Here is a 25,103-nt window from a genome sequence, read left to right on the forward strand (position 1 = left end):
TATATTCATTTGATTATTTTCTTGTAACGGCGTAATCGCCCGCTTCGATTCTCTTCTTAATCCGCTTCTTCATGGACTCACGCTTAAGCATAGAGAGTCTATCCAGGAAAAGAACCCCTTCGAGGTGGTCCATCTCATGCTGCAGAGCCCTTGCCAGAAAGCCATCAGCCTCAATAACAAGCTCTTCGCCATCCTCATTGAGCGCCTTCACAGTAACCTTATCCGGCCTTGTAACGGGCTCGTACTCTCCGGGTATGCTGAGGCATCCCTCCTCACCGAGGACAGTTTCCTCACCGAAATCTACAATCTGTGGGTTAACAAGCTTCATGAGGCCGTCCGGCTCTTCGCCTGCTGAGATGTCAACCACAATAACTCTTTTATTCACACCAACCTGGGGCGCCGCAAGGCCTACACCCATGTTCTCATACATGGTCTCTGCCATATTATCCAAAAGTGTGCGTATCTCTTCATCCACAACCTCTACGGGCAGATTCTCCCTGCGGAGCACCTCATCGGGGAATGTTCTTATCTGTAAAACCACTGATCCACTCCTTTTTAAATTAAAATAATATAAGAGGGGGAATATTTCAACGTTTCAGAAACTCCTCAAAGGAATACTGTGTGAAATACGCCTCCATTGCCCTCTCTGCGCTCTGTCTGATCCTGTCGTCTTCAATTACGGCGCAGATATCCTTCGCCGCCTTCAGTTCCCTGTCGGTGGGATTTCTGGAGGGCTTGGGTCTTTTTTCCTCTTTATGCTTCTTAGGGCGAAAAACAAAGCGGATATCCTCCGCATTCATCCCTATTTCCGCTAGCTGTTCAAGGACATCCTGCTTCATGAAGGTCAGCTCGGTGAGCCACATCTGATCACTTACGCCAACGATGAGGGTTGCACCCTCCATCTTTACAGGCATCGCCGCATCTGATACGGCTGGACCCACAGCCTCACGCCATGCTCTGGCGAGAACGTAATACTCCCGTGAGTTTTCTGCAAGCCTTCCCTCAATCAGTTCAGAGACTTTCTTCATTCTCCAGCTCTTCGGCCCTTCCCGTCTCTTTGATAATACCGGCGATTGCATCAGTAAGCTCTTTAACACCGTTTCCGGCAACGCTTGAAACCTTAAAGAGCTTTATTCCCAGCTCATCCATGTAGGCTTCAAACTCCTCCAGATTTTCGGGGTGGGCGCTGTCTATCTTTGTGGCGGCCACAAGCTTGCGTTTATCTGCGATACCTTTACCGTAACGGGAGAGTTCGTTCTGTATCGTGTCATACCGCTCCTTCATGGAAACCTCATCCGAGGCATCAACGAAATGGAGCAGGACTCTGGTACGCTCAATGTGACGAAGGAATCTGGTCCCAAGACCGACACCCTCATGGGCGCCCTCTATCAATCCCGGCATATCCGCAAGCACAAAGGGCTCGCCGTAGTCGCTCTTCACAACACCCAGACTCGGGACAAGGGTGGTGAAGGGGTAGTCCGCAACCTTCGGCCTCGCCGCAGAAACTGTGGAGATGAAGGTGGACTTGCCGGCGTTGGGCATCCCTATAATACCGACATCTGCGATGAGCTTGAGTTCAAGACGAAGCAGCCTTTTTTCACCGTCATTCCCCGGTTCGCACTGCCTCGGTGCTCTATGGGTGGGGCTCACAAAGGCTGTATTTCCGCGCCCCCCTCGTCCACCTTTGGCAACGATAACCTGCTCACCCTTCTGGGTTACATCGGCAACCAGGTCGTTCGTTTCAACATCGTAAACAAGGGTCCCTACGGGAACCTTTATTATAAGATCCTCACCGGCTCGGCCGTTCATGTCCTTACCCTTGCCGTGGATCCCTCTTTCAGCCTGATACTGGGCTCTGTAACTCAGATCAAGGAGGGTATGACGGGAATCGTCACCCTCAAGGACAACGTTTCCGCCCCTTCCACCGTTTCCTCCGTCCGGGCCCCCTCTGGGCACAAACTTTTCACGGCGGAAGCTCATACATCCGTTCCCCCCTGCACCTGCACGCACATCGATCTTAACACTATCAACAAATTTCATCGTATATTCACATCCATATCTTTATCCGCTGTTATCTCAAAGGTAACCTCGTACCTTTTGGTCTCCCCTGCTTCCAGGGGTGCGGTGAACTCTATCCTGCCATCATCATCGGGAACTGCATCGGTTCCGGAGATGCTTATATTCCGTACCGATACCCTGTCGTCAGCAGAAACAGGAACACGGTCTATTACCACAACTTCCTTATTATCGGAAGATGTGTTTGACAACTCGATAAAATATCCACGGCTGAGCTTCTTTTTGCCACCGAAGAATCCATCCCCCTCACGCTTTCCGGGGAGTGAGCCCCTCTGCACTATAACAGTTTTATCGTGACCCAGGGGAAGAATCAGCTCACCTTCATCAAAACGTGCCCTTATGCGACTGAACCGTTCCTTGCCGAAATGAACACGCCACAGATCGCCGTATATCTCAAATGGTGGCGTAAAGGATGTCTCTCTGTACACACGAGGGCTGTCGTAGGGGTAAACCGCCAAACGGTAGTCAGCCTCAACCTCTGCGCTGTCGAGTACAAAGGCCTTTTCGACACCATCCGAGGGCAGGGTCAGGGAGGGTATGCGGAATATATAGTCACCTTCTCGTACCGGTTCAGGCACTGAAGGTGCGTTAACAGCACTACGCTTGACGGCAAAATCTGCGCTTTCTGTCTGTAACATACGCTCAGCCTCATGGGGTCGCTCTATGGGGCGTACCACCCATCTGCGGAATGCGGGAATCCTCAGTGCTGCCTCTCTATCGCCATCAAAGAGGATGCTGTCCTCGCCCTTAATGTCAAAACCGCTTCGGTTAGTCAGCCGTACACGCAGACCCGCTTCACCGTTTCCATCTTCGTTAACATCCAGAAAGTTCTCGTACTTCGACATGATACCCTGAACAGTAAACTCAGCCCGACTGCATTCACCAGCCGTAATCGTGTATGGCTCCGGCTCACCCTTGCTGACAGAGGTTATAATCCGAAGCTCTTCCATCAGCCGGTTATAACTTTCTCTTCGTTCCGCCTCAAGCATACTGCTCTCACTGAGTGCGTTCTGATATTTCATCATATTGCCGAGCACAAGCTCAGGGTCATCCGCAGATAGGGATACGTTGTCTATATTTCGCACAACCGCCTCTGCGGCGGATTTCTCAGCCGATGCTTTCATCAAAAGGGTGTACATAGCCTCCGCCTCTGCCGCCTTCTCGCATGGTGCACAGTCTTCCGGAGGCTCAGACTCGTAAACGGCCCTCAGGCCATATCCGTCAAGACACTCAGCTCCAGGTTCGTTGTAACCCCAGAAGAAAGATGTTCCTGGCTTAATATCCCTCAAGACAACGGCAGAGCTGGAGTATATATGAACATCGGCGTACGCACAGAACGCCACAGCTGAAATAAGTAATATAAGTACACTGCGCATAGATCACCCCTTAATAATTAATGATCCAATCATACAATTAATTCAGGAATATTTCCATGAAGGGGTGCAAAGCGTGCTTTTCTTATTGGAGATAGTGGTATTACAACAAAACTATGGGGATTTAAGGTTAACAGGCTAGGCAACAAAAGTAAGCCGTGCTTCAGCACGAAATACAATACTAGTGAATAATTTAGAATGTGATCATGTAAAGAATAAAGCCCGCCATACATATGTACAGCGGGCTTATCTATTATATAAAAAATCTGTTTGCGTGCAGTTAAGCTTCTGCGGAAACCTCTTCCACAATATTGACGTACTTACCCATAGTTCCCCTGTCTTGGAACTTTACAGTTCCTTCCACAAGAGCGAAAAGGGTATCGTCCTTACCGCGGCCGATGTTTTTACCCGGCTTATACTTTGTTCCTCTCTGGCGGATGATGATACTGCCAGCGGATACAAACTGTCCGTCATATCTTTTAACGCCGAGGCGTTTAGAATTACTGTCTCTTCCGTTTCTGGTACTTCCGCCCGCTTTTTTATGAGCCATAGATTCGCCTCCTTACTAGCCAGCAGTTATGTCTGTTATTTCGAGCTGTGTTATGTGTGAACGGTGGCCGTAACGCTTCTTGTAGTCCTTTCTGGGCTTTCTCTTATAAACAAGGATCTTCTTATCCTTGGCATGGTCAAGAACCTTGGCCTTCACAACCGCACCCTCTACAACGGGGGTGCCTACCTTGAGTCCGTTGTCGCCGGAAACGGCGAGAACGTCCTTTATCTCGTATACGCTTTCTGTCTCAGCCTCAAGCCTGTCCACGGTGATTACATCACCCTTCTTAACGGTGAACTGGCGGGCTCCCTGCTTAATTACAGCAAACATCTTCTATACCTCTCAAACTATATATATAAGTATTCTTCCCTACTCAAAAGGAACGAAAGTATATAAATTTCTAACAATCACGTCAACAGAAAAAATCAGCTATTTCTCAATAGTTCCAAACTTTAGCTCCAATACCTTGATCACTACATTATATATAGACATATTCCAAAAAGATCAAATAATACTTAAAGCGCTGATCGGTAAGGAAAGATAGATCATATTTTTGTGATAAATATTGACATCCTTAATACCGCTCTATATAATCTCTGGCTCGACCGACTAAAGTTGGAGGATCCAAATATGGCACAGATGCTGACAATGAGAAAACCCAGTAATCTGAAGAAAAAGCGCAAGCAAGGCTTCAGAGCCCGCATGAAAACTAAAGGCGGACAAATTGCAATTAAAAGAAGGCGCGCCAAAGGACGCAAGCGCCTGGCTATCTAACACAGAGCCGCGGGACTAATGGACCGCAGGCTGAGAAAATCCGAACGGCTAAGAAACAACACTGATTATCAGCGTGTTATCAGACGTAAAAGGATCTTTGGCAGATGCTTGGCAATATACTATGCCCCTTCTGCCGAAGAACAAAACAGATACGGGTTCATAGCGGGTAAAAAGGTCAGCCCAAGAGCGGTTGTCCGAAACAGAATCAAAAGATACTTCAAAGAGATCTGCCGCAACAGCAAGGATCTCACACCCGCTGGATTCGATCTTGTTTTCAGAGCCTTGCCCCCGGCAGGAAAGGCATCTTATAAAGAGATTGAAGATGAAGCTCTCGGGCTTTTGGAGAAAATACGGAGCGGGTGCACCGCTGGTGGCGCTGATAAGGCTATACCAGAAAGCAGTCTCACCGATTCTCGGTAATAGATGCAGATTCTATCCAAGCTGTTCCGAATACGCCGTTGAGGCGATACGGAAGAAAGGTATCATGCTCGGAACAGTTCTTGCCGTTTGGAGAATTCTCAGATGCAACCCCCTCTCTAAAGGGGGGCACGACCCCGTTAAATAGCAGCACACCGGAGGACTTTTTTCGTTATGGATAAGAGAACCATGCTGGCCATTGCTCTCAGTGCGCTCGTACTGATCATATTCCAGACATTTTTTGCACCCGAAACACCAGTGGCCGACAATGAAAGTACCCAGCAGGAGCAGACAGCTCAAGCTGACAACGATGCTCAGCCCGCAGAGAAGCACCCTGCAGTGGAGGGGAGCAAGCCCCTTAAGTTCAACGAAGCCACAGAGCCCGTTAAACCCCAAAGCACCATTGAGGTTAAAACAGCTGATCTGCTTCTTACATTTAATGAAACCAGTGGTAACATTCTGAACGCAGAGATACAGCAGTATAACGACAAGCCCATCGAGATAATTTTCGGTAACGGCATCGTCGATTATATGCGTGCCGGCATCCCCGTTTCCACAGCCTACAAAGGCAAAAAGATAGAAACTGGCGATAAAACGGTTCTCACTTTCACTGCACAGCAGAAAGACACCCTAGTAACGAAAAGATACGAGATCGAGAAGAACTCTTATCTCATAAAGGCCTCCGTTGATATCACAAACTCCGGTGATAAGAGCATCGAATACCCCGTGGATGTGCAGATCGGCCCCGGACTCGGTAAGGGAATTGAGGATAGCCGCTACATCTTCCAGGGACCCATGCTCTTTGACGGCAAGAAGATAAGGAAGGAAAAGGCTGACGATGTTGATGAACCCGAGGTTTACTCAACACCCGAATGGCTGGGTTACACTTCCAAATACTTCCTCTTCGCCGCACTCGGCGACTTTGCAGACGGCAAGCTGCTGAAATCCGGAAACTCTGCTGTTATCAAAGGCTCCCAAAGGGTTATTGTTAACCCTGATTCAAGGCAAAGCTTTGAATACGACCTTTACATCGGACCCAAGAAATACGGAGTGCTCAAAGAGATAGGAAGCAACCTCGAGAAAAGCATCAACTACGGCTTCTTCTCCTTCCTTGCAATCCCCATGCTTAAACTGCTGAACTTCGTTTACGACTATGTGAGCAACTACGGTGTTGCTATCATCATACTCACCATGATCATCAAGCTCATTACTTTCCCTCTTACTCAGAAGAGTATGGTTTCCATGAAGAAGATGCAGAAGCTTCAGCCGAAGATGCAAGAGCTTAAGGAGAAGTATAAGGACGACAAGCAGAAGATGAATGCTGCTGTTATGGATCTTTACAAGCAGGAGGGCGCAAACCCCTTTGGCGGATGTCTGCCTATTATTGTTCAGATCCCCGTGTTCTTCGCTCTGTACCGTACGCTTCTCCTTTCCATTGAGCTTAAGGGTTCACCATTCATTTTCCACCTTACAGACCTTTCGCTGAAGGATCCCTACTACATAACCCCCATACTTATGGGTGTAACAATGTTTCTTCAGCAGAGGATGAGTCCCCAAACAGGCGACCCGATGCAGCAGAAGGTTTTTATGCTCATGCCGGTAATCTTTACCTTCCTATTTTTACAGTTCCCTTCGGGACTCGTTATCTACTGGCTGACTAACAACGTTCTCTCCATCGCACAGCAGTATTTTATCAATAAAAAACTAGACTGAGGAGACAATGAGAGTATTTGAAATACAAGGCAGGACAGCAGAAGAGGCGGTTAATCAGTTCCTGCATGAAAAGGATATATCAAGGGATTTCATCGACTACGAAACCGTTGAAGCCGGCTCCAAGGGCTTCCTGGGCATAGGGAAAAAGGATGCTGTTGTACGTGTTACGTTCAACGACCTTGAGTATCTTAAAAGAAAATCAAAGCTTCTCCTTTCAGAGATGCTTGAAAAAGCGGGCTTCACAGATTACAACATAGAGATAAAGGAGCACGGCAAGGATATCGTTCTTAACGTTGTTTCTCCCGATTCCAGCCTGCTCATAGGAAAAACAGCGCAGACGCTTGATGCGTTCCAGTATCTTCTTGATAAGATGTTGCGCACAGAGGAAAAAAGCGACTACAGCTTTATCGTTGATGTTGAGGACTATCGTTTCAGGACGGTTCAGCAGTTCAAGGACAAGGCGATAAAGATGGCCAAGAACGCAGTCCGTACCGGACGTACGGCAAAGCTGCCCCCCATGGTGACCATGATCCGAAAGGAGATACACGTGGCTCTTAAGAAGATCAACGGTATAAGCACCAGAAGCAAAGGGGACGGCAACGTTAAAGAGATTCTTATAATCCCTGACAAACGCTCAAGAAGACCGAGACAGAACAGGGATGCAAACAGACAGCAGCAACAGCAGGGAGCTGAAAAGAAGTGATACTTAAACTAGCTGTGGTGGCCCTTCTGGGGTTTGTCACCTTCAAACTGTTCAAGAACAAGCCCCCCGAGGTTAAAGGGAAGGATGAGAACAGCGCAGTGGAGCTGGAACAGGATCCGATCGACGGTGTTTATGTCGATAAGGATACCGAGTTCAAGGTAAAGTACCACGACAAAGTATACTATTTCTCCACGAAGGAGAATATGGACAAGTTCATCGAAGAAAAGCGGGGTAATTCATGAAGATTTTTCTTGATACAGCAAACATAGACGAAATTAGAGAAGCGGCGGATATCGGCGTTATCGAAGGCGTAACCACCAATCCTTCCCTCATAGCTAAGGAAGGAAGGGATTTCAAAGCAACCGTAAAGGAGATCTGCGAGATCGTCCACGGACCCGTTAGCGCAGAGGTTATTGCCCTCGACTGGGAAGGAATGGTGGCAGAGGGTAAAGAACTCGCCGCAATCAACGAGTATATCGTTGTAAAGGTTCCCTTCACCAAAGACGGCATCAAGGCAACCAGCATGCTTGCCGCAGAGGGTATCGACGTTAACGTAACCCTTGTTTTCTCACCCAATCAGGCACTCCTCGCGGCAAAGGCCGGCGCCGCTTTCATAAGCCCCTTTGCAGGCAGGCTGGATGATATCGGCCACGACGGCATCGAGATAGTCAGCCAGTGCCAGGACGTTGTGCTCAACTACGATTACGAAGCGGAGATCATCGCCGCAAGCATACGCCACACCGAGCATGTCAGAAGATGTGCAGAGGTTGGTATCGACGTAGCAACAATCCCCTTCAAGGTGCTTATGCAGATGATGAAGCACCCCCTCACGGATATCGGCATCGATAAATTCCTTGAGGACTGGAACAAGGCTAATCAGTAAGCTGAATATGCTTGAGCTCTGAGCTTAGGGCAAAACATATTAATATAATATAAGGGCCGGATACCCGAAGGGGTTTTCCGGTCTTTTTTCGTTTTAATTCATTAAGGTTTTCCGGTTCTGCCGATTCTATAGTTACAGGAGGATACGCCATGTATTCCGTAACAGAGACGAACGGCAGTTATCATTTCATACAGACCGCAAAGGATGAGAAATTAAACTTCGACTTCAAGGCCTTCGGCGAAGCCGTTGCAGACAAGAACCGCATGGCCGAAACCCTCATGGAGATTGTTGATAAAAGGGAGAGCGACACAGAGGAGCTTCCCGATCCGGGTGATTACGTAACGGGTGAGGACTACTTATCCCTTTCCAGCATGAAGAAGTGATCCACCGGACCGTGCCCGGAGCCGATATTGAGTGAATCCGCTCCGGCGATGGCGTTGGTTATATAGCTCTTCGCCTCCGCCGCCGCTTCAGGTCCCCCTTTACCTCGGGCAAGCCATGCGGCCACAGCACTTGCGAAGGTGCACCCGGTTCCATGGGTATTTTTGGTAGACTTTCTCTCCGCCTTCAGGATAACAAGGTTCTCCCCGTCATAGTAGATATCATTACTGTATTCACCCTCACCGTGCCCCCCTTTCAGTATAACGGAGCGGCACCCGAGCTCTAGAAGCTCTGCGGCTGCATCTTCCAGATGCGCATCTTCTAACCTGCGTCCCAGAAGAACCTCCGCCTCGGGGATGTTTGGCGTTATGACCTTAGCCAGAGGGATCAGCTCGCTTTTGACCGTCTCAACAGCCTCATCCTTCAACAGTGGACTCCCACCCTTTGCCACCATGACAGGGTCCACAACCAGGTTTTCCACACCATGCTTTTTGAGTGACTTTGCAACACAGGCGACGATCTCCGGCGATGATAGCATCCCTGTCTTAACGGCGTCCGCACCCATATCGGCAAATACGGCATCAATCTGCTGTTCGATAAAGTCTGTCGGGATCTCGTAGACACCTGTCACTCCGAGGGTATTCTGTGCTGTAAGCGCTGTTATAACGCTCATACCGAATGCGCCGTTTGCGCTGAAAGATTTAAGATCCGCCTGTATACCTGCCCCGCCGCCGGAATCGGAGCCGGCTATGGTCAACGCCTTCTTCATGCCGCACCTCCGGCCGCCTTGCCGTTTCCGTTCTTCCAGCGCCGTTTGCCGTTGCCGTTCTTGCTCTCTATGTGCTTCCTTTCTATGCTGAATCTCTTCTCGCCGAACATCTCTTCTATCTCCTTGAAGAATGCGAAGCTCGGCTTAACACCGAAATCCTGTCCAATCTTCATCGTAACAGAGTATTTCGAGGGCATCTCTACCTCAAGCATCACAGGAACAGTGCCTGCGTTGCGCTTGAATATATCCTTGAGCTTCATGATCCTGTCCGGTGTGAAACCGACGGGATTAACTTTTATGGTTATCCTGTCGCTGAGCTTTGCAAGGGTTTCATCCACGTTATATATCTCCTCTGCGATAAAGCTGGTGCGCTCATCCTTAACGCTTATCCTCCCCTGAACAACGATGATGTTGTCCTCCTCAAGGTAGCGTCTGCATTCGGCGTAGGTTTTGGGGAAAACAAGGACATCAAGTTCGCCGTGCATATCCTCAAGGGTGACGAAGGCCATACGTTCCTGCTTCGTTTTTGTAATATGATTCTTAACGTTCTTCACGATCCCCCCGGCGATGGCAAAGGTGTCGTCATCGGAGGTGAGAAGCTCGCTTACCGGTTTTGTGAACGTATCCAGAACGTTGCTGAATGTGGCAAGGGGGTGGTTTGTAACGTAGAAGCCGAGAACCTCTTTCTCAAACTGCAGAAGCTCGTTCTCCGGCATCTCCTCCACATCGGGGAAGGACTCATCCGCCGCTTCATCCTCTTCGGTGTCATCGGCGAGGAATTCCTCGATGGAGAGTATCCCCTGCTCCTTCATCTTACGCTTTCGGTGCCCCTCTTCCATGGCGGGCTCCAGCACTTGCAGATGTTGCCTGCGGTTCTTGCCGAGGCAGTCGAAGGCCCCCGCCTTTATGAGGGATTCAAGAACCTTCTTGTTCGCCTGATGGGTATCCACTCGCTCGCAAAACTCGTATATGCTCCGGAACTCGCCGTTTTCGGAACGTTCCCTGACGATGCAGTCGATGGCTCCGAAACCAACGTTCTTAATGGCTCCCATACCGAAACGTATGGAGCTTTCATATATACGGAAGTCTTTAATGGATCTGTTTATATCCGGAGGAAGAACATCGATTCCCATACGTTCGCATTCCTCGATGAAGGTGACCACCTTGTCACCTTTGTCCAGTTCGCAGGATAGGAGAGCGGCCATATACTCCACGGGATAGTTCGCCTTGAGGTAGGCAGTCTGATATGCAACATAGGCGTAGGCCGCAGAATGGCTTTTGTTGAAGCCGTATGCGGCGAACTTCTCCATCAAGTCGAAGAGCTCCTCCGCCTTCGCTTCGGTGAAACCTCTCTTTATGGCACCCTCAACGCCCATCTCTTTGTCGCCGTTGATGAAGATCTCCTTATGCTTCTGCATAAGCTCCGCTTTCTTCTTACCCATGGCACGGCGGAGGATATCCGCATTACCAAGGGAGTAACCGCCGACAATCTGGGCGATCTGCATAACCTGTTCCTGATAGACGATGATTCCGTAGGTCTCCTCAAGTATAGGTTTAAGTTCGTCGAGGGGGTAGTCTATCCTCTCTTCGCCATGCTTTCTCATAACGAAGGAGTCGAGCATTCCAGAGCCGATGGGACCGGGACGGTACAGCGCCACAAGGGCGATAACATCCTCGATACAGGTGGGCTTCAGCTTCTTGAGCAGGTTTTTCATCCCCTCGCTTTCAAGCTGGAATACTCCTGTGGTGTCACCACGGCAAAGTAGCTCGTATGACTTTTTATCATCCATGGGGAGCTTCTGGATATCTATCTCGATCCCCTTGGTACTTTTGATATTCTGGACTGCGTAATCGATGATTGTGAGGTTCTTAAGCCCGAGGAAGTCGAACTTGATAAGCCCCACCTCTTCGAGGGTGTCCTTCTCAAACTGGGAGATAACCTCCCCGTTCTGCCCCTTACAAAGGGGGACGTAGTCCTCAAGGGGGCGGTCTCCGATAACTATTCCGGCGGCGTGCATCCCTGTGTTTCTCAGCAGACCCTCAAGCTTCACTGCGTGGCGGAGAATCTCTCCCCCCTTCTCAACCTCCTTGAAGGAGTCCTCAAGGGTGGGGTCCTGCTTGAGTGCCTTTCGTATGGTCATCCCCGGTGCTTCGGGTATATTCTTTGCCAGCTTGTCCACATCCTTGAGGGGGACCTCAAGGACACGACCCACGTCACGCACGCTACCACGACCGAGGAGTGAGCCGAAGGTGATGATCTGGGAAACACGCTCATCACCGTACTTTTCACGGACGTAGTTGATAACGTCCCCCCGCTTATCCATGCAGAAATCGATATCGAAGTCGGGCATGCTCTCCCGCTCGGGGTTCAGGAAACGCTCGAAGAGGAGATTGAAGCGGATCGGATCAATATCCGTAATGCCAAGAACATAGGCGACCAGAGAACCGGCACCCGATCCCCTGCCGGGTCCGACGGGAATATTGTTCCGGCGGGAGTAGTTCATGAAGTCCCAAACGATAAGGAAATAGCCGGGGAACCCCTTCATCTCGATTACATCCAGCTCGATCTTCAGCCTTTCGTAGTATTTTTCGTGGAGGCTCTCATCCACATCCGCTAGCTTCTCACGCAGTCCTTCACGGGCAAGGTGCTCAAGGTAGCTGGGGAGGGTATACCCCTCGGGAACCTCGTATACGGGGAGGTGAAGGTTGCCGAACTCTATGGAGGTGTTGCACCTTTCGGCTATCTCAACGGTGTTGGTAAGCGCTTCGGGGATCTCTTCGCCGAAGGCCTCCCACATCTCCTCCGGTGATTTAACCCATAGCTGGTCGGTGTGGATCTCCATCTTGTTCTCTTCGTAGATGGTCGTTCCGGTCTGTATGCATATAAGTACCTGATGGGATACGTGATCACCCTTCTCCAGATAGTGGCAGTCGTTGGTGGCAACGAGGGGGATACCGAGCTCTTTGGCCATGCCGATTACCTTCCGGTTCACCATAACCTGCTCATCAAGGCCGTTGCTCTGCACCTCAAGATAGAAGTTGCCCTCACCCAGGATACGCCTGTACTCCTCTGCAACGTGAACGGCGTGTTCATCGTCCCCCCGCATGATAGCCCGGGGTATCTCACCGGCAAGGCAGGCGGAGAGTCCTATGAGCCCCTCTGAATATTGCTCCAGAAGCTCACGGTCGATCCTCGGCTTATAGTGGAACCCTTCGAACTGTGCCTTTGTTACGAGGTACTGCAGATTGCGAAGCCCCGTATTGTTTCTGGCGAGTAGGACGAGGTGGTTATTCCTGTCCTCACCCTTTGCGTACTCCTTGTTGAATCGGCTGTCCGGCGCCACATAAACCTCGCAGCCGAGGATAGGCTTAATCCCGTTGGCGAGTGCCTGCTTATAGAAATCGACTATTCCGTGCATCGTTCCGTGGTCGGTGATCGCTACGGACTTAACACCCTGTTCCTTAAGCTTTGACATAAGATCGCCGACATTAATGGCACCATCGAGGAGTGAATACTGTGTATGTAAATGTAAATGAACAAATTCTTTCTGACCCATGAGAACTCCGTAAAAGAAATGCTATGCAAATGGTAAAATAATATCTATTTTTTGATATGCTATCAGATAAACTCAAAGCCCGCAAGACTGAAGCCTTCCTCCTATGCGCCATTGCATACGCTTTTGCAACAGCTACTTACACGATCGCCCAGCTGCTCGCAGCCCCCCTGATTCTGCTGATTTTCCTGCGGGGCAAGGCTTATATCATAACGGCAATATTTGCAGTTTTTTTCATTCTTTTTTCCACATTCTGCCTGATAGTCACCGATGAAAAACCATCGGGGAAGAGTGTGAACCTTTGGAATACAAACAGGGGGACATATCTCACACCGCCGGATATACACTACAAACCGGGGGAGCTCATAATCGGCAAATTTGCACGAACCCCCTACAGAGAGGCCGCAAAGCCCCTTGGGGAGAGGCTTGCTCCGGGGTATCTCAAGGAGAATAAGGTTTATGCCGTTCTGAAGATACCCGTTGTTTCATCCATCCTAGAGTACAGGTCGGAGTTGAGCGAGCGTCTCTACTCCCTCTCCGGCGGAAGGCTTAAGCTCACACAGGCAATACTTCTAGGGGACAGAAGATACATAACCTCGGAGACGAGGGATACATTCCTCAAGGCGGGCTTGAGTCATATGCTCGCCATATCCGGAATGCACGTGGGGCTTGTGGCGGCTGTGTGCATAATGCTTTTCGCATTTCTACCAAAGAAGTTCTCCATGGGGGCCTCCTCCATTCTCCTCCTCTGTTATCTCCCCATGGCGGGCTTCAAGGTGCCAGTTATGCGGGCCGTCCTCTTCGCATCGGCATTCATATGGGCAATGTTCATCGATTACAGGGCAAACCTCACCAAGCTCACCATGTTCACCGGCGGAATGATACTCCTCATAGCGCCACGCTCCATAATAAGCCCCTCCTTCCTCCTCTCCTTCTCTGCGGTATACGGTATAAGCATGCTCAGCTTCAAAGGGGGAGGGGGTGCGCTCCAGCTTCTGAGGGTGGGTATCATGGCATCATCCTTCACCCTCCCCATAGCCATGCTCCTCTTCGGTTCTGTGAACCCTGCGGGTATCGTAAACACACTTGCCGATGTTCCGGTGACATATTTCCACCTCGCCGCCGGCATTGCAGGCATCTTTTTCCCGGCCATATCAGCCGAGCCTCTCGCTCTCATAGAATCATTCCATATGGGGCTCGTCACAACACTTGCAGAATACACCGGCTTCATGTTCACCCTTAAAAACATAGGCATCGGGGTGTTTGCCCTGTCGGCGGCGTATCTTATCGCTGTAACAAGAACCAGATACCCCCTCCTTGCGGGCGTTGTACTCATACTCCCACTACTTCCCCAAAGCGTTCCCCAAGGGCTGCATTTCCCCGATGTGGGCTCATACAGAGGCTTTGTCCATAACATGGAGGATAGACGGGAGGTATACTTCTCCGGCTCCTACGGTTCCTTCGTATTCTCCTTTTTACCCTTTGTGGCTCACAAGGGGGGGCGTGATTTTGATTACGGCGACATAAGCATATACGGCGGAAGTAACACACTGCTCACCGTAAAAAAAGAAGGAACGGATTACGCAGGCCTCTGTCTTAACAATACAGACTGCTCCAGGGGAATTGTGTATATGACACGCTCGAACACGCTGAAATGCGATAAGCTGGATAAAAATACCCATTACTTCATTTACAAAAACGACTGTTCATCTGATAATATAACCGAATTGAAGGAAACAGGCTCAGTCTCCTTCAGGGGGGGATGATGAAGATCCATGTTAATGAACGGCTCCATAATATTTTGACGGAAACCACAGCTTTCTCGCTAAGGGATGAGATAAAGCCCGATGCAGATATTATTATAGTAAACGGGCACTGGATCACTGACGATTATGAGCTAAGGGGTGGAGAGCATGTGCACCTCATCAAAAGAGGAGAAATGCCCGATCCCGATGAGCTTGAGGCGCTTCTTATGTCACGCCACACCCCGGGAGTGCATAACAAGCTGAAGCGCTCAAAGATAGGTATAGCCGGCCTTGGCGGTCTCGGTTCCAATGCGGCTGTATCCCTTGCCCGAATGGGGGTCGGCTCCCTTGTGATGGTGGATTTCGACATTGTTACCCCCGCAAACATAAACCGCCAGCATTACTATATAGACCAGATAGGAAAGAAAAAGACCGATGCCCTATGGGAGAGTATCGAGAGGATAAACCCCTATTCCGAATATGTTTTCAAGGATGTCTTCCTTACCTCGGAGAATGCTGGGGAAGTATTTGAGGGGTGCGATGTTGTCATTGAGGCGCTGGACAAGGCGGAGTTTAAGACTGAGCTTATACAAGGTTGTTCCGCATCCCTGCCGGAGACCCTTATCATAGCGGCCTCCGGTATCGCGGGTTACGAGGACACCCTCCTCTTTAAGCGCAAAAGGCTGGGGAGGAACATAGTTATCATAGGCGATTTCGAAAATGGAACGGATGTGGGGATAGGCCTCATGGCGAGCCGTGTTGCGGCGGCGGCTAATATACAGGCAAACCTGGCGGTTCGCTACCTGCTGGGAAATTTCAAACCGGAGGAACTGGATTGAAGGTAAAGGTAAACGGAAAAGAAACTGACATTGAAGAAGGCATGAACATAAAAGAGCTTATAGAATCCTATTCACTCTCGCCGGAGAGGGTGGTTATTGAGCTGAACGGTGATATACCTCCGAGGGACAGCTTCGAAGAAACCTTCGTAAAAGAGGGTGACAGCGTAGAGATAATCAACTTCGTGGGTGGAGGTTAACTCCCCACACACTCAAGGAGAGAGCTAACGAGGTCATCCTTAAGCACGGGCTTTTTAATGTAATGCTCGATTCCCAGCTTGCCGGCCCTTTCAAGGAAGGGCTCCTCGTTGAATGCCGTTGTAACGATGATCTTAACCTCAGGGTTATCCTGCATGATACGGGAGGCCATCTCAAGTCCGTCCATCATCGGCATCTGGATATCTGTGATAACGATATCGGGCTTATGCTCCATATACTGGGCGAGCCCCTCTTTACCGTCCTTGGCGTAGTGAATATTGTCGAAACGTCTGCGGAGGAAGCGCAGGAGTGATTCACGCACGTTTATGTCATCCTCCACATAAAGAACAGAAAGACCTTTGAGCTTTTCCAGCTCGCTTTTGAGTTTGTCCGTCATCCAAGGCTCCGGTTTAATCATCAGATAAAGTATATCTATTGTATGACCCTTAAAGCAAATGCTGCTGTGGCTCTGTGTATGCAAATATCTACCCGCATAACAGAAACATGGGAGAGACACGTTAATCGCACAAGCTCCCCATTTGGGTATCATCAAATACTACTATATATCGCCGGACAATAAAACACCAAAAAATTTTACAACAGAAAACCCTTGACTAATCCAGCGTTACTGCGTATCTGTACAGGTATGCAGATAAGCGACCATGAAAATATTACATGCAGTGTTAAATTTGTCAACGAAAAAAGGCTCGAAGAAGCCCTGAAAGATGCCCTTGGGGAACGGGAGCTGGACGATATCTCATCCACATTCAAGGCTCTGGGGGATCCCACACGCCTTAAACTCCTTTACGCTTTGCAGGGTGGAGAGATGTGTGTATGCGATATCTCAGCATTTCTCGGCATCAGCGAGTCCGCCACAAGCCACCAGCTACGCAAACTTAAGGATATGCGGCTCATAAAGCAGAGGCGTGACAAGCAGATGATATACTATTCCCTGGATGACGAACATGTCAGCTCGCTCATAGACGTATGTCTTGAGCATGTGAGGCACAGATGATTGAACTACTGACAAATATAGGTAAAGAAACCCTTGATATAGCCCTAGAAACCTCTGTTTACATGATGCTCGGCCTTGCGGCCGGGGGCTTCATAAAGAGCTTTTTCAGCCCGTCAACCGCCTCAAAATACCTTAGCGGCAAAGGGCTTGCCCCCGTCGTGCGCTCATCCCTGATAGGGATACCTCTCCCCCTGTGTTCATGCGGCGTGGCACCCACTGCGGCATCATTGCGCAAACAGGGAGCCGGCAAAGGCCCCACAGCTTCCTTTCTCGTTTCAACGCCGGAAACCAGTATCGACAGCATAGCCCTTACATGGGTGCTCATGGGACCCTTTATGACCATAGCACGCCCCATTGCGGCCCTTTTCACAGCCATTGCAGCAGGGCTTGTTCAGAGGGATGACGAGCAAGAGGCAAAGGTCGCCCCGGCAGAGAACGAGGCCTTCGAGAAAACATCCTTCATGGGTGGCCAGCGATACGCCTTCACAGACCTATGGCCGGAGCTTGTTCCATGGTTCGGAGCGGGTCTCCTTCTGGCGGGCATAATATCCGCCGTTGTTCCTCCAAGCTTTATGGACACACTGTTTGGCGGAGGTGTTGCGGGTATGCTCGGTATAATGGTAATCAGCATGGGGCTTTACATCTGCTCCTCCGCCTCCACACCCATAGCAGCGGCCATGATGGCAAAGGGGATGAGCCCCGGAACCGCACTTGTCTTCATGCTTGCAGGCCCTGCAACTAACCTCGCTTCCCTGGGGATCGTGGCGGGTATACTCGGCAAGAAAGGTACAGCCCTTTATCTTGGCGCCATTGCCGTATGTACCTTTGCCGCAGGGATTATAACAGATATTATATTTTTCAGCTTCGGTTTCACCACCATCACAGCGGCGGCAGCTGAAAAAAGCTTTGAAATGCCCGCATATGTTTCATGGACAGCCCTTCTTATTCTGATCATTCTCGCACTGATACCATCCCTAAAAAAGAACGATGGTTCAAAATGCGGGTATGGAGACTGTGAATGCTCTCAGAACTGATTTTTTCTGGCATTAAGCCGCCGTCTTCTATATATTCAGTTCTGTAGCAAATTTTAATCAGTACGGAGGAAGCAATCATGAGCAGTTGCGACAGCGGCTCTAGCTGCAATAGCTGCGGTTCTGCCAACTCATGCGATACGGATGAGAAGCAGCAGCACACCGATGAGATGATAAAGAAAAGACTCTCTCGGATCAAATACAAGATAATGGTAATGAGCGGAAAAGGTGGGGTAGGTAAATCCACCGTAAGTGTAAGCCTTGCGGCTATGCTTAACTCTCTAGGCTATAAGGTCGGCATCCTTGATGCGGACATCCACGGCCCCAACATCCCCAAGATGCTTGGTATTACAAAGAAAGGGGCCCAGAGCGATGAGGACGGCATACTCCCCTTCGAGCCCATCGAAGGCCTCAAGGTTATGTCCGTCGGCTTTCTTATACAGAACGATGATGATGCCATCATATGGAGGGCCTCCCTCAAGCACAGCATGATCCAGCAGTTCATCAGCGATGTTTCATGGGGAGAGCTCGATTTTCTTATAGTAGACCTTCCCCCTGGTACGGGTGACGAGCCCCTCAGCACAGCCCACGTTATCGGCGATATCGACGGAGCTGTAATCGTAACCACACCCCAGGATGTGGCGTTGCTCGATTCGAGGAAGTCTGTTAACTTCAGTGCAAAGCTAAATATTCCCGTTTATGGTATAGTAGAGAATATGAGCGGCATGCTCTGCCCCCACTGCGGAGAGATTGTTAACGTATTCAAGACCGGAGGCGGCGAAAAGGCGGCTCTGGAGCTTGAGGTTCCCTTCCTCGGCAGAGTTCCCATGGATCCCGCTGTGGTGGAAAGGGGTGACGAGGGCAAGCCCTATGTTCTGGAGAACTCCGATTCGGAGGTCGCCAAGGCGCTCAAGAAGGTCGCCGAAGGCGTTCTGGATAGAACAATAAAAGCAGAGTAATAAACGGGGGAGCTAAAAAGGCTCCCCTTTTTTATAGGAGCGGAATCTATGAAGATACTATTTCTGAGCAGCGAGATCGCACCCTTCGCAAAAACCGGCGGACTTGCCGATGTCAGCTCATCTCTCCCCAAGGCGCTGGCCGAAAAAGGTGAAACTGTGAAAGCGGTTATGCCTCTATACAGCTCTATAGACAGGGATAAGCACAAGATTGAGCCCTTTATGGAGAGCGCATGTGTTCATATGGGTAACTGCGAGGAATGGTACAGCGTCCACAAGACTGAGGCGGACGGTGTTGAATTCTACTTCATAGAGTTTTCGAAATATTTCAACAGACCAGGCATCTACCACACACCCGCTGGCGAATACCCAGACAACGCATACCGTTTTGCATTCTTCACAAGGGCTGCGCTCCAGCTGAGCCGGGATCTGAACTTCATCCCCGATATCGTCCACGCAAACGACTGGCAAACGGCACTCGCACCCTATTACGTCCGTTTCGACGATGCCTTCTCCTTTGATGGTGCAGGCTCGGTCCTCACCATCCACAACATTGGCTACCAGGGGAAGTTCGGCGCAGACGTCATGGAGTATGCCGCCATAAAGCCTGAGCATTTCTACCACGAATACTTCGAGGATTTCGGCGGCTTAAACTTTCTGAAAGGCGGACTCGCAAGTGCCGGAAAAATAACCACCGTCAGCCCCACCTACGCAAGGGAGATTCAGGGGCCTATTGGAGGTAGCGGGCTCCATCTCCTTCTCGAATATAGGAGATACGATCTCCACGGCATCCTCAACGGCATTGATACAGACGTATGGAACCCCGCAAAGGATACGTACATCCCCAAAAACTACTCAGCAGAAACCATAGACGACAAGATCCACAGCAAGCGTGAACTGCAGAAGCGATTCCATCTGGAGGAAAAGGACAACACCGCCCTATTCGGATTTGTGGGGAGATTCGCCGCCCAAAAGGGGCTCGACCTGCTAGGCGGAGCCATCGAGGATGTTCTTCGTGATATGGAGGTGCAGTTTGTGGTCGTGGGTAGCGGAGATTCTGAGATGGAGAGGCACTTCGGCTCACTCTCCGAAAACCATCCGTGGCGTGCCGGAAGCTATATAGGCTACAGCGAAGAACTCGCCCACCTTGTGGAGGCCGGCGCAGACTTCTTTGTCATGCCCTCCCACTATGAGCCTTGCGGGCTTAACCAGATGTACAGCCTGAACTATGGAACGATACCCGTTGTACGCAACACAGGGGGGCTTGCGGATACGGTAGTAAACTACAACGAGACGGACGGCTCAGGAACAGGCTTCAAGTTCAACAATATCGACACAAGAGCACTCTACGACACGATCGGCTGGGCTGTGAGCACGTACTACGACCGGCCGGATCATATCAAGAAAATGCAGATAGCGGGCATGGAGCAGGATTTCAGCTGGGACAGATCCGCCGAGGAATACCTCAGACTCTACAGGATGCTGAGCTAGGCCTGCACACGTCCCAAAAATTCCCTCACCTTCTCCTCAATGGCGTCTCTGATGTTACGTGTGAAGGTGAGCTTCTCCTCTTCAATGCCACCGAAGGACGAGGGGTCCTTGAATCCCCAATGCTCCTTCTCTCCCCCTCCGGGAAAAACTGGACAGGTCTCTGCAGAGGCCTCATCGCATACGGTGACGACATAGTCATACTCTCGCCCCTCTTTCAGAAAATCCTGAACGGAGTCGCAGGAGTTCTTTGAAATATCGATTTCCTTCTCCTTCATAACCTTAACAACGTAGGGATTCATCTTCCCCGGTTCGAGCCCCGCACTTTCAGCCCTAAGGCTTCCGTCTGAATATTCATTAACAAAGGCTTCCGCCATCTGGCTTCTTGCCGAGTTATGAATACACACAAATAACACTTTCTTCACAATTTCTCCTTATCGGGCTTGTCAATAGATTCACCCTGAACCTTAACAGATCATTGAATGCCCGCAACTCAAAATCATGCATTTAGATGAACATCTGTCATAAACAGTTATCACTTCGGACCTATTCTGTTCAGAGGTCTTTGTTAAAACCTAACTTTTCATCATCTTTGTAAAAAGCTACTTAAATATATCGACAAAACGCCTACTTTCTGACATTCTATTGCTGATATAGTATATCGTATATTTATACTCTACCATCGTAAAGTATATTTTATTAACCGTCACTTTACTTGCAGGAGTATAGAATACTTTTAATTTTGGAGGCGGGTTTGAAACAGACCGTTGAAATTATTAAAGCTCTTGCCGATGAAAACAGAGCAAGAATCGCCATGATGCTGCGTGTTCGCCCTATGTGTGTATGCGAGATTGACGCTATCCTTGATATCGCTCTATCGACCATTTCATCCCATCTTAAGGTCATGAAAAGTGCAGGAATCATTAAGGATAAAAAGGACGGGCGCTGGGTTGTATATTCTTCCTGCGAGGAGACACTCCTAGTTAACGATATCCTTGATACCATTGAGAAGCATCTTGAGAATGACGAAACTTTCCTGAACGACCGCAAGAAGGTTAATGAAGTGTCAAAGGACGTATGCTTTAAAAACTGACATTATCGGCCATCCCCTGCCAGTCAAACATTGAGGCTGTATCCTCTGCTTCTCCCTCACCCAGGCCGCTAAACTCAAAGGTGGCAATCCTTGAAACACCACCGCCACTATAGTTGCGCATCAAGGGCACAACAATATAACCCGCTTTTGCAGATGGATTTATTGTCTTGTATACAGAGAAACCTTCGATAGTCCCCACAGATGTTACATTATCAGCACCATCCTCCTGCACAGCTTTCCACACAGCCGCACTCCCATCCATAACCATAACACGGAGCCTGGATGATCTCTTCATGTAGTCTCTTGAAGCTGTAACTATCCTCTCACCCTCAGGAAGCTCTATAACTCCACCCTGTGCATCGGCAGCCATCCAGCCTTCTATATCTATGAGGTATGGAAAGAATCTCGTAAAATCCGAAGCGTATACGGATACTGCCACGGCAAGTGTGATAACTATACAGAAAAGTTTTTTCAATTAGCCCCCCTCTCTCAGGAAAACCTCAAGAATGCCTTGGGTTTTCGTGGACGATTCTGGCACCGTTGGTTAGCTGGCGGTAGATCTCCTCATCGCTGACCTTGTCCCTGGCCAAATCCACACTCTCCTCATATACCTGATAAACAGGCTTCAGGTTGTTCAGGGCGATGGCGACAATATCAAGAACACAGTTACCGCATGTGCAGAGGTGTGGATTTCTCTCAAGGAAGAAGGGGAGCATGTCCCACACCCTTTTTTCGTTTATGTTGCGGATCGCCTCGACGTCATAGTAGTTGATTTTGCTCATAATTCCCCTTACTATTCGGTAGTTAATACTCCGCTGATGCCTCCCTTTGAGGCATGGCGCTATAATAAGATATATCACCCGGAGATCAGCCATGCAAGATAAAATAGCCGTAATAGGCGCCGGGAGCTGGGGCACCGCACTCGCCTCCCAGCTCGGTTCAAACGGATATGAAGTAACTATCTACAGCCTTGAGCAGGAGGTTGCAGACTGCATAAATGAGAAGCACGAAAACTGCCTATTCCTCCCCGGAAACAGGCTCCCCGATACTGTAAGCGGCGACACATTCAACAATATCAGCAAAATCGACACAGACAGCATTCTCTGGGCAGTTCCCACTCAGTTCTCAAGAATGCTCGCCATGGAGAATGCAGAAGTTCTCAAAGGGAAACATATAATCATCGCCACAAAGGGAATCGAGATATCAACGGGGAAGCTCGTTGTAACCATGCTGGAAGAGGCCGCCGAGGCGGACTACAGCATACTTTCAGGACCCTCCTTTGCAAAGGAGGTAGCCGCCGGAAAGCCAACGGCTGTGAGCATTGCAAATCCAGACAAAGAAATGGCAAAGCGCTGGCAGGAGGCACTCTCCACACCGGCATTCAGATGCTACTACACCGACGACGTCATTGGAGTTGAAACAGGCGGAGCAATGAAAAACGTTATCGCACTCGCTGCCGGAGCATCGGACGGACTCGGCTTCGGGCATAACGCAAGGGCCGGCATCATTACACGTGGACTGGCAGAGATAGCAAGACTCGGCGTCGCACTCGGCGGCAAGGCGGAAACCTTCATGGGCCTCTCCGGCATGGGGGACCTGGTGCTCACATGTACAGGGGATCTCAGCCGTAACCGTCAGGTGGGCCTGAAGCTCGCCGAAGGGCACACCATCGACGATATCACCGGGAAAATGAATATGGTGGCAGAAGGGGTCTACACCGCCAAAGCGGCCTATGAAATGTCCATTAAACACGGGATCGAAATGCCCATAACCAACGAAGTCTATCAGGTTATCTATGAAGGGAAAAATCCCAAAGACTCCGTTATGGCACTCATGGAGCGCCCGCTCAGGGAAGAGTAATTTTAATATAGACGCAGGGAGCTTAGCTTTACCATCATTTTATCTATGGAATTTACCATCCATGGAAATTCCATTGTTGTTCGGGCAAAGAAACTTTGCCCTCTCGTACTTTCGGCTACATAAATTGAATACAATTCAATTTAGTTTTGCCTTCAGGGCTGTCTTTATTTTATCTATGGAATTTCCCATCCATGGAAATTCCATCGTTGTTCGGGCAGGGAAACCCTGCCCTCTCGTACTTTCGGCTACATAAATTGAATACAATTCAATTTAGTTTCGCCTTCAGGGCTTCCATCCATGGAAGCCTGTTGCGTATCAACCTCACCATGGAAGCCTGTTGCGTATCAACCTCAAAGGTGTGATTAGCATAAGATTTCATGGATGGAAAATTATTCAGATAGATAAAGATAAAGGAGTTTTTGAGGGGTTGTTAAGGGGAACTTTGTTCCCTAAAAAGTTCCCCTTAAGTCTTTTCTATAAATCGTAGACGAATCGCCTGTCGACCTTGCGGAGCCAGTTGAGGCTGTCCTCACGGAGCCCTCTCTGGATACCCGTGTAGGCATCGTAGATCTTCCGGCTTACGGGACCAATCTGTCCATCTCCGACTGTGATCTCACGTCCGTCTTCGAAGAGGTATGTTCCGACCGCAGAGATAACGGCCGCAGTTCCAAAGCCGCCGGCCTCGACAATATCTCCGTTCTCCACGCCTTTGATGAAGTCATCTATCCTGACCTTCTCCTGCACAACCTTGATCCCCAGTTCGGGTGCAAGCTCCATAACGCTTTCAGAGGTAATTGAGCGGAGGATCGTATCGGTGAATTCGGGGATAACGACCGTTCCATCCTTCATAACGTGGAAGTGGTTCATGGCGCCGCATTCCTCGATATAGGTATTTGTGGTATCGAGGTAAAGCACCTGATTGGCACCCTTGCTGTAGGCGTATTCTCCTGCACGCATGGACGCGGCATAGTTTCCGCCTGTTTTGGATGCACCTGTTCCACCGGGGGCGGCTCTGTGGAAACGGTCTGTGATAAGGAGCTTCACAGGCTCGCTGAATCCTTTGGGATAATAAGGACCGCTGGGTGAGAGTATCACCGAGAATATATACGAATCGCTGGGTTTAACGCCGAGCATATCCTGTGTTCCGAAAACAAAGGGGCGGATATACATTGATGCGCCGTCCTGAACGGGACACCAGAGCCTATCCACATCAATAAGAGCCTCAACCGCTTCCATCTGCATCTCCACAGGTATCTCGGGCATACACACCACTGCGGAGGAGCGGTTCATCCTCTGGGCATTCTTTTCGAAGCGGCACGTGTATATCTCGCCGTCATCATGGAGGAATGCCTTCGCACCCTCAAAGACTTCCTGGGAGTAATGAAGGACAATCGCACCGGGAGCAATGGAAAAATTCTGGTAGGGCACTATGCGAGCATCCTGCCACTCACCACCCTTATACTCTGCGATGAACATATGATCCGTCCTGAGCTGGCCGAAACTCAAAGGACCCTCGGGAACGAACTGCTCCGTTCTCCTTTCCGATTCATTCTTGAGGTTTAGTGATATCTCCATAAACTACTCCGATATGATTAGTATTAAGCCTACCGCCTCTTGCGGTTTAAAGCTCCCTTAACTTACTATAGTCTAATTAAACTCAGCTAGAATGTCAATAGCATAAAACCCTG

Annotated in this window: 30 protein-coding genes; 17 read left to right on the forward strand and 13 right to left on the reverse strand. The window is 49.7% G+C overall.

The annotated features are described in order from the left end of the window. Window positions 1-13 precede the first annotated feature (13 nt). The 6 genes from def to rplU all read right to left on the reverse strand — a co-directional run bounded on the left by def (window position 14) and on the right by rplU (window position 4,329). Window positions 14-541, reverse strand: coding sequence for a peptide deformylase (gene def / locus K300_RS0107960; RefSeq protein ID WP_022851140.1), 528 nt, complete (start codon window positions 539-541; stop codon window positions 14-16). A gap of 46 nt (window positions 542-587) precedes the next feature. Next, window positions 588-1,028, reverse strand: a complete 441-nt coding sequence (locus tag K300_RS0107965) for a DciA family protein (protein ID WP_022851141.1) — start codon at window positions 1,026-1,028, stop codon at window positions 588-590. Continuing rightward, complete coding sequence (gene obgE, locus K300_RS0107970; RefSeq protein ID WP_022851142.1) at window positions 1,012-2,040, reverse strand: GTPase ObgE; 1,029 nt, start codon at window positions 2,038-2,040, stop codon at window positions 1,012-1,014. Before obgE ends, K300_RS0107965 begins: the two co-directional genes overlap by 17 nt. Further along, window positions 2,037-3,452, reverse strand: a complete 1,416-nt coding sequence (locus K300_RS0107975; protein WP_022851143.1) for a DUF4139 domain-containing protein — start codon at window positions 3,450-3,452, stop codon at window positions 2,037-2,039. Before K300_RS0107975 ends, obgE begins: the two co-directional genes overlap by 4 nt. 277 nt (window positions 3,453-3,729) lie before the next feature. Continuing rightward, window positions 3,730-3,999, reverse strand: coding sequence for a 50S ribosomal protein L27 (rpmA, locus tag K300_RS0107980; protein WP_022851144.1), 270 nt, complete (start codon window positions 3,997-3,999; stop codon window positions 3,730-3,732). 15 nt (window positions 4,000-4,014) lie between these two features. Next, window positions 4,015-4,329, reverse strand: a complete 315-nt coding sequence (gene rplU / locus K300_RS0107985; RefSeq protein ID WP_022851145.1) for a 50S ribosomal protein L21 — start codon at window positions 4,327-4,329, stop codon at window positions 4,015-4,017. Between the two features lie 309 nt (window positions 4,330-4,638). On the opposite strand from rplU, the gene rpmH reads away from it, so the two are divergent. The 8 genes from rpmH (at window position 4,639) to K300_RS0108020 (ending at window position 8,872) form a co-directional block, all read left to right on the forward strand. Then, window positions 4,639-4,773, forward strand: coding sequence for a 50S ribosomal protein L34 (gene rpmH, locus K300_RS0107990; protein WP_026836363.1), 135 nt, complete (start codon window positions 4,639-4,641; stop codon window positions 4,771-4,773). An 18-nt stretch (window positions 4,774-4,791) separates the two neighbouring features. After that, window positions 4,792-5,193: a ribonuclease P protein component gene (rnpA, locus tag K300_RS16185; RefSeq protein WP_022851147.1), complete on the forward strand. Its 402-nt coding sequence runs from the start codon at window positions 4,792-4,794 to the stop codon at window positions 5,191-5,193. After that, complete coding sequence (gene yidD, locus K300_RS16570; RefSeq protein WP_081646929.1) at window positions 5,096-5,338, forward strand: membrane protein insertion efficiency factor YidD; 243 nt, start codon at window positions 5,096-5,098, stop codon at window positions 5,336-5,338. The genes rnpA and yidD overlap by 98 nt, the downstream gene beginning before the upstream one ends. 26 nt (window positions 5,339-5,364) lie before the next feature. Further along, the gene (gene yidC, locus K300_RS0108000) at window positions 5,365-6,903 is read left to right on the forward strand and encodes a membrane protein insertase YidC (protein ID WP_022851148.1); all 1,539 of its coding nucleotides are present in this window, start codon (window positions 5,365-5,367) and stop codon (window positions 6,901-6,903) included. Between the two features lie 7 nt (window positions 6,904-6,910). Then, window positions 6,911-7,606 (forward strand): RNA-binding cell elongation regulator Jag/EloR, encoded by a 696-nt coding sequence (gene jag / locus K300_RS15065; RefSeq protein WP_022851149.1) that lies wholly within the window; start codon window positions 6,911-6,913, stop codon window positions 7,604-7,606. After that, window positions 7,603-7,848 carry a YHS domain-containing protein gene (locus K300_RS0108010; RefSeq protein WP_022851150.1) on the forward strand — a complete coding sequence of 82 codons (246 nt, stop codon included), beginning with the start codon at window positions 7,603-7,605 and terminating at the stop codon, window positions 7,846-7,848. The genes jag and K300_RS0108010 overlap by 4 nt, the downstream gene beginning before the upstream one ends. Continuing rightward, entirely contained in the window at window positions 7,845-8,489 is a 645-nt protein-coding gene (gene fsa / locus K300_RS0108015; RefSeq protein ID WP_022851151.1) for a fructose-6-phosphate aldolase, read from the forward strand. Before K300_RS0108010 ends, fsa begins: the two co-directional genes overlap by 4 nt. Window positions 8,490-8,638: 149 nt before the next feature. Further along, the gene (locus K300_RS0108020) at window positions 8,639-8,872 is read left to right on the forward strand and encodes a hypothetical protein (protein ID WP_022851152.1); all 234 of its coding nucleotides are present in this window, start codon (window positions 8,639-8,641) and stop codon (window positions 8,870-8,872) included. On the opposite strand, the gene thiD is transcribed toward K300_RS0108020, so the two are convergent. Then, window positions 8,842-9,639, reverse strand: coding sequence for a bifunctional hydroxymethylpyrimidine kinase/phosphomethylpyrimidine kinase (gene thiD, locus K300_RS0108025; RefSeq protein WP_022851153.1), 798 nt, complete (start codon window positions 9,637-9,639; stop codon window positions 8,842-8,844). The two genes, K300_RS0108020 and thiD, sit on opposite strands and share 31 nt — an antisense overlap. After that, on the reverse strand, window positions 9,636-13,196 hold the full coding sequence (locus K300_RS0108030; RefSeq protein WP_022851154.1) for a DNA polymerase III subunit alpha: 3,561 nt from the start codon (window positions 13,194-13,196) through the stop codon (window positions 9,636-9,638). Before K300_RS0108030 ends, thiD begins: the two co-directional genes overlap by 4 nt. A 56-nt stretch (window positions 13,197-13,252) precedes the next feature. On the opposite strand from K300_RS0108030, the gene K300_RS0108035 reads away from it, so the two are divergent. From K300_RS0108035 to thiS, 3 genes are read left to right on the forward strand one after another with little or no spacing between them, the layout of a single operon-like run. Next, window positions 13,253-14,959 (forward strand): ComEC/Rec2 family competence protein, encoded by a 1,707-nt coding sequence (locus K300_RS0108035; RefSeq protein WP_022851155.1) that lies wholly within the window; start codon window positions 13,253-13,255, stop codon window positions 14,957-14,959. Next, window positions 14,959-15,777, forward strand: a complete 819-nt coding sequence (gene thiF, locus K300_RS0108040; protein ID WP_022851156.1) for a sulfur carrier protein ThiS adenylyltransferase ThiF — start codon at window positions 14,959-14,961, stop codon at window positions 15,775-15,777. The genes K300_RS0108035 and thiF overlap by 1 nt, the downstream gene beginning before the upstream one ends. Continuing rightward, window positions 15,774-15,974 (forward strand): sulfur carrier protein ThiS, encoded by a 201-nt coding sequence (gene thiS, locus K300_RS0108045; RefSeq protein WP_022851157.1) that lies wholly within the window; start codon window positions 15,774-15,776, stop codon window positions 15,972-15,974. Before thiF ends, thiS begins: the two co-directional genes overlap by 4 nt. On the opposite strand, the gene K300_RS0108050 is transcribed toward thiS, so the two are convergent. Next, the gene (locus K300_RS0108050) at window positions 15,971-16,369 is read right to left on the reverse strand and encodes a response regulator transcription factor (protein ID WP_022851158.1); all 399 of its coding nucleotides are present in this window, start codon (window positions 16,367-16,369) and stop codon (window positions 15,971-15,973) included. The genes thiS and K300_RS0108050 overlap by 4 nt on opposite strands. A gap of 249 nt (window positions 16,370-16,618) precedes the next feature. Between K300_RS0108050 and K300_RS0108055 the strand changes: the two genes are divergently transcribed. The 4 genes from K300_RS0108055 (at window position 16,619) to glgA (ending at window position 20,465) form a co-directional block, all read left to right on the forward strand. After that, window positions 16,619-16,987: an ArsR/SmtB family transcription factor gene (locus tag K300_RS0108055; RefSeq protein WP_022851159.1), complete on the forward strand. Its 369-nt coding sequence runs from the start codon at window positions 16,619-16,621 to the stop codon at window positions 16,985-16,987. After that, the gene (locus tag K300_RS15070; RefSeq protein ID WP_022851160.1) at window positions 16,984-18,021 is read left to right on the forward strand and encodes a permease; all 1,038 of its coding nucleotides are present in this window, start codon (window positions 16,984-16,986) and stop codon (window positions 18,019-18,021) included. Before K300_RS0108055 ends, K300_RS15070 begins: the two co-directional genes overlap by 4 nt. A gap of 77 nt (window positions 18,022-18,098) precedes the next feature. Further along, a complete protein-coding gene (locus tag K300_RS0108065) occupies window positions 18,099-18,977 on the forward strand; it encodes an Mrp/NBP35 family ATP-binding protein (protein WP_022851161.1) in 879 nt (292 codons plus the stop codon). 48 nt (window positions 18,978-19,025) lie between these two features. Then, on the forward strand, window positions 19,026-20,465 hold the full coding sequence (gene glgA, locus K300_RS0108070; RefSeq protein ID WP_022851162.1) for a glycogen synthase GlgA: 1,440 nt from the start codon (window positions 19,026-19,028) through the stop codon (window positions 20,463-20,465). On the opposite strand, the gene K300_RS0108075 is transcribed toward glgA, so the two are convergent. Continuing rightward, the gene (locus tag K300_RS0108075) at window positions 20,462-20,887 is read right to left on the reverse strand and encodes an arsenate reductase ArsC (RefSeq protein ID WP_022851163.1); all 426 of its coding nucleotides are present in this window, start codon (window positions 20,885-20,887) and stop codon (window positions 20,462-20,464) included. The genes glgA and K300_RS0108075 overlap by 4 nt on opposite strands. Window positions 20,888-21,216: 329 nt before the next feature. On the opposite strand from K300_RS0108075, the gene K300_RS0108080 reads away from it, so the two are divergent. Then, window positions 21,217-21,555 (forward strand): ArsR/SmtB family transcription factor, encoded by a 339-nt coding sequence (locus K300_RS0108080; RefSeq protein ID WP_022851164.1) that lies wholly within the window; start codon window positions 21,217-21,219, stop codon window positions 21,553-21,555. Here K300_RS0108080 and K300_RS0108085 read toward each other — a convergent pair. Beyond that, window positions 21,545-22,030: a hypothetical protein gene (locus tag K300_RS0108085; RefSeq protein ID WP_022851165.1), complete on the reverse strand. Its 486-nt coding sequence runs from the start codon at window positions 22,028-22,030 to the stop codon at window positions 21,545-21,547. The genes K300_RS0108080 and K300_RS0108085 overlap by 11 nt on opposite strands. A gap of 25 nt (window positions 22,031-22,055) precedes the next feature. Next, window positions 22,056-22,337: a late competence development ComFB family protein gene (locus tag K300_RS0108090; protein WP_022851166.1), complete on the reverse strand. Its 282-nt coding sequence runs from the start codon at window positions 22,335-22,337 to the stop codon at window positions 22,056-22,058. A gap of 91 nt (window positions 22,338-22,428) precedes the next feature. On the opposite strand from K300_RS0108090, the gene K300_RS0108095 reads away from it, so the two are divergent. Further along, on the forward strand, window positions 22,429-23,415 hold the full coding sequence (locus K300_RS0108095) for an NAD(P)H-dependent glycerol-3-phosphate dehydrogenase (RefSeq protein ID WP_022851167.1): 987 nt from the start codon (window positions 22,429-22,431) through the stop codon (window positions 23,413-23,415). Window positions 23,416-23,889: 474 nt separating this feature from the next. Here the strand turns inward: K300_RS0108095 and K300_RS0108100 are convergent, their stop codons facing one another. After that, complete coding sequence (locus tag K300_RS0108100) at window positions 23,890-24,990, reverse strand: branched-chain amino acid aminotransferase (RefSeq protein ID WP_022851168.1); 1,101 nt, start codon at window positions 24,988-24,990, stop codon at window positions 23,890-23,892. Window positions 24,991-25,103 lie beyond the last annotated feature (113 nt).

The organism is Limisalsivibrio acetivorans (genome assembly GCF_000421105.1).
Classification (GTDB): Bacteria; Chrysiogenota; Deferribacteres; order Deferribacterales; family Geovibrionaceae; genus Limisalsivibrio; species Limisalsivibrio acetivorans.

Coding starts and splice junctions, on each gene's coding strand:
- K300_RS0107965 (WP_022851141.1), bottom strand. CDS start 1,028: ATGAAGAAAGTCTCTGAACTGATTGAGGGAAGGCTTGCAGAAAACTCA.
- obgE (WP_022851142.1), bottom strand. CDS start 2,040: ATGAAATTTGTTGATAGTGTTAAGATCGATGTGCGTGCAGGTGCAGGG.
- K300_RS0107975 (WP_022851143.1), bottom strand. CDS start 3,452: ATGCGCAGTGTACTTATATTACTTATTTCAGCTGTGGCGTTCTGTGCG.
- rpmA (WP_022851144.1), bottom strand. CDS start 3,999: ATGGCTCATAAAAAAGCGGGCGGAAGTACCAGAAACGGAAGAGACAGT.
- rplU (WP_022851145.1), bottom strand. CDS start 4,329: ATGTTTGCTGTAATTAAGCAGGGAGCCCGCCAGTTCACCGTTAAGAAG.
- rpmH (WP_026836363.1), top strand. CDS start 4,639: ATGCTGACAATGAGAAAACCCAGTAATCTGAAGAAAAAGCGCAAGCAA.
- rnpA (WP_022851147.1), top strand. CDS start 4,792: ATGGACCGCAGGCTGAGAAAATCCGAACGGCTAAGAAACAACACTGAT.
- yidD (WP_081646929.1), top strand. CDS start 5,096: ATGAAGCTCTCGGGCTTTTGGAGAAAATACGGAGCGGGTGCACCGCTG.
- yidC (WP_022851148.1), top strand. CDS start 5,365: ATGGATAAGAGAACCATGCTGGCCATTGCTCTCAGTGCGCTCGTACTG.
- jag (WP_022851149.1), top strand. CDS start 6,911: ATGAGAGTATTTGAAATACAAGGCAGGACAGCAGAAGAGGCGGTTAAT.
- fsa (WP_022851151.1), top strand. CDS start 7,845: ATGAAGATTTTTCTTGATACAGCAAACATAGACGAAATTAGAGAAGCG.
- K300_RS0108020 (WP_022851152.1), top strand. CDS start 8,639: ATGTATTCCGTAACAGAGACGAACGGCAGTTATCATTTCATACAGACC.
- thiD (WP_022851153.1), bottom strand. CDS start 9,639: ATGAAGAAGGCGTTGACCATAGCCGGCTCCGATTCCGGCGGCGGGGCA.
- K300_RS0108030 (WP_022851154.1), bottom strand. CDS start 13,196: ATGGGTCAGAAAGAATTTGTTCATTTACATTTACATACACAGTATTCA.
- K300_RS0108035 (WP_022851155.1), top strand. CDS start 13,253: ATGCTATCAGATAAACTCAAAGCCCGCAAGACTGAAGCCTTCCTCCTA.
- thiF (WP_022851156.1), top strand. CDS start 14,959: ATGAAGATCCATGTTAATGAACGGCTCCATAATATTTTGACGGAAACC.
- K300_RS0108050 (WP_022851158.1), bottom strand. CDS start 16,369: ATGACGGACAAACTCAAAAGCGAGCTGGAAAAGCTCAAAGGTCTTTCT.
- K300_RS0108055 (WP_022851159.1), top strand. CDS start 16,619: ATGCAGATAAGCGACCATGAAAATATTACATGCAGTGTTAAATTTGTC.
- K300_RS15070 (WP_022851160.1), top strand. CDS start 16,984: ATGATTGAACTACTGACAAATATAGGTAAAGAAACCCTTGATATAGCC.
- K300_RS0108065 (WP_022851161.1), top strand. CDS start 18,099: ATGAGCAGTTGCGACAGCGGCTCTAGCTGCAATAGCTGCGGTTCTGCC.
- glgA (WP_022851162.1), top strand. CDS start 19,026: ATGAAGATACTATTTCTGAGCAGCGAGATCGCACCCTTCGCAAAAACC.
- K300_RS0108090 (WP_022851166.1), bottom strand. CDS start 22,337: ATGAGCAAAATCAACTACTATGACGTCGAGGCGATCCGCAACATAAAC.
- K300_RS0108095 (WP_022851167.1), top strand. CDS start 22,429: ATGCAAGATAAAATAGCCGTAATAGGCGCCGGGAGCTGGGGCACCGCA.
- K300_RS0108100 (WP_022851168.1), bottom strand. CDS start 24,990: ATGGAGATATCACTAAACCTCAAGAATGAATCGGAAAGGAGAACGGAG.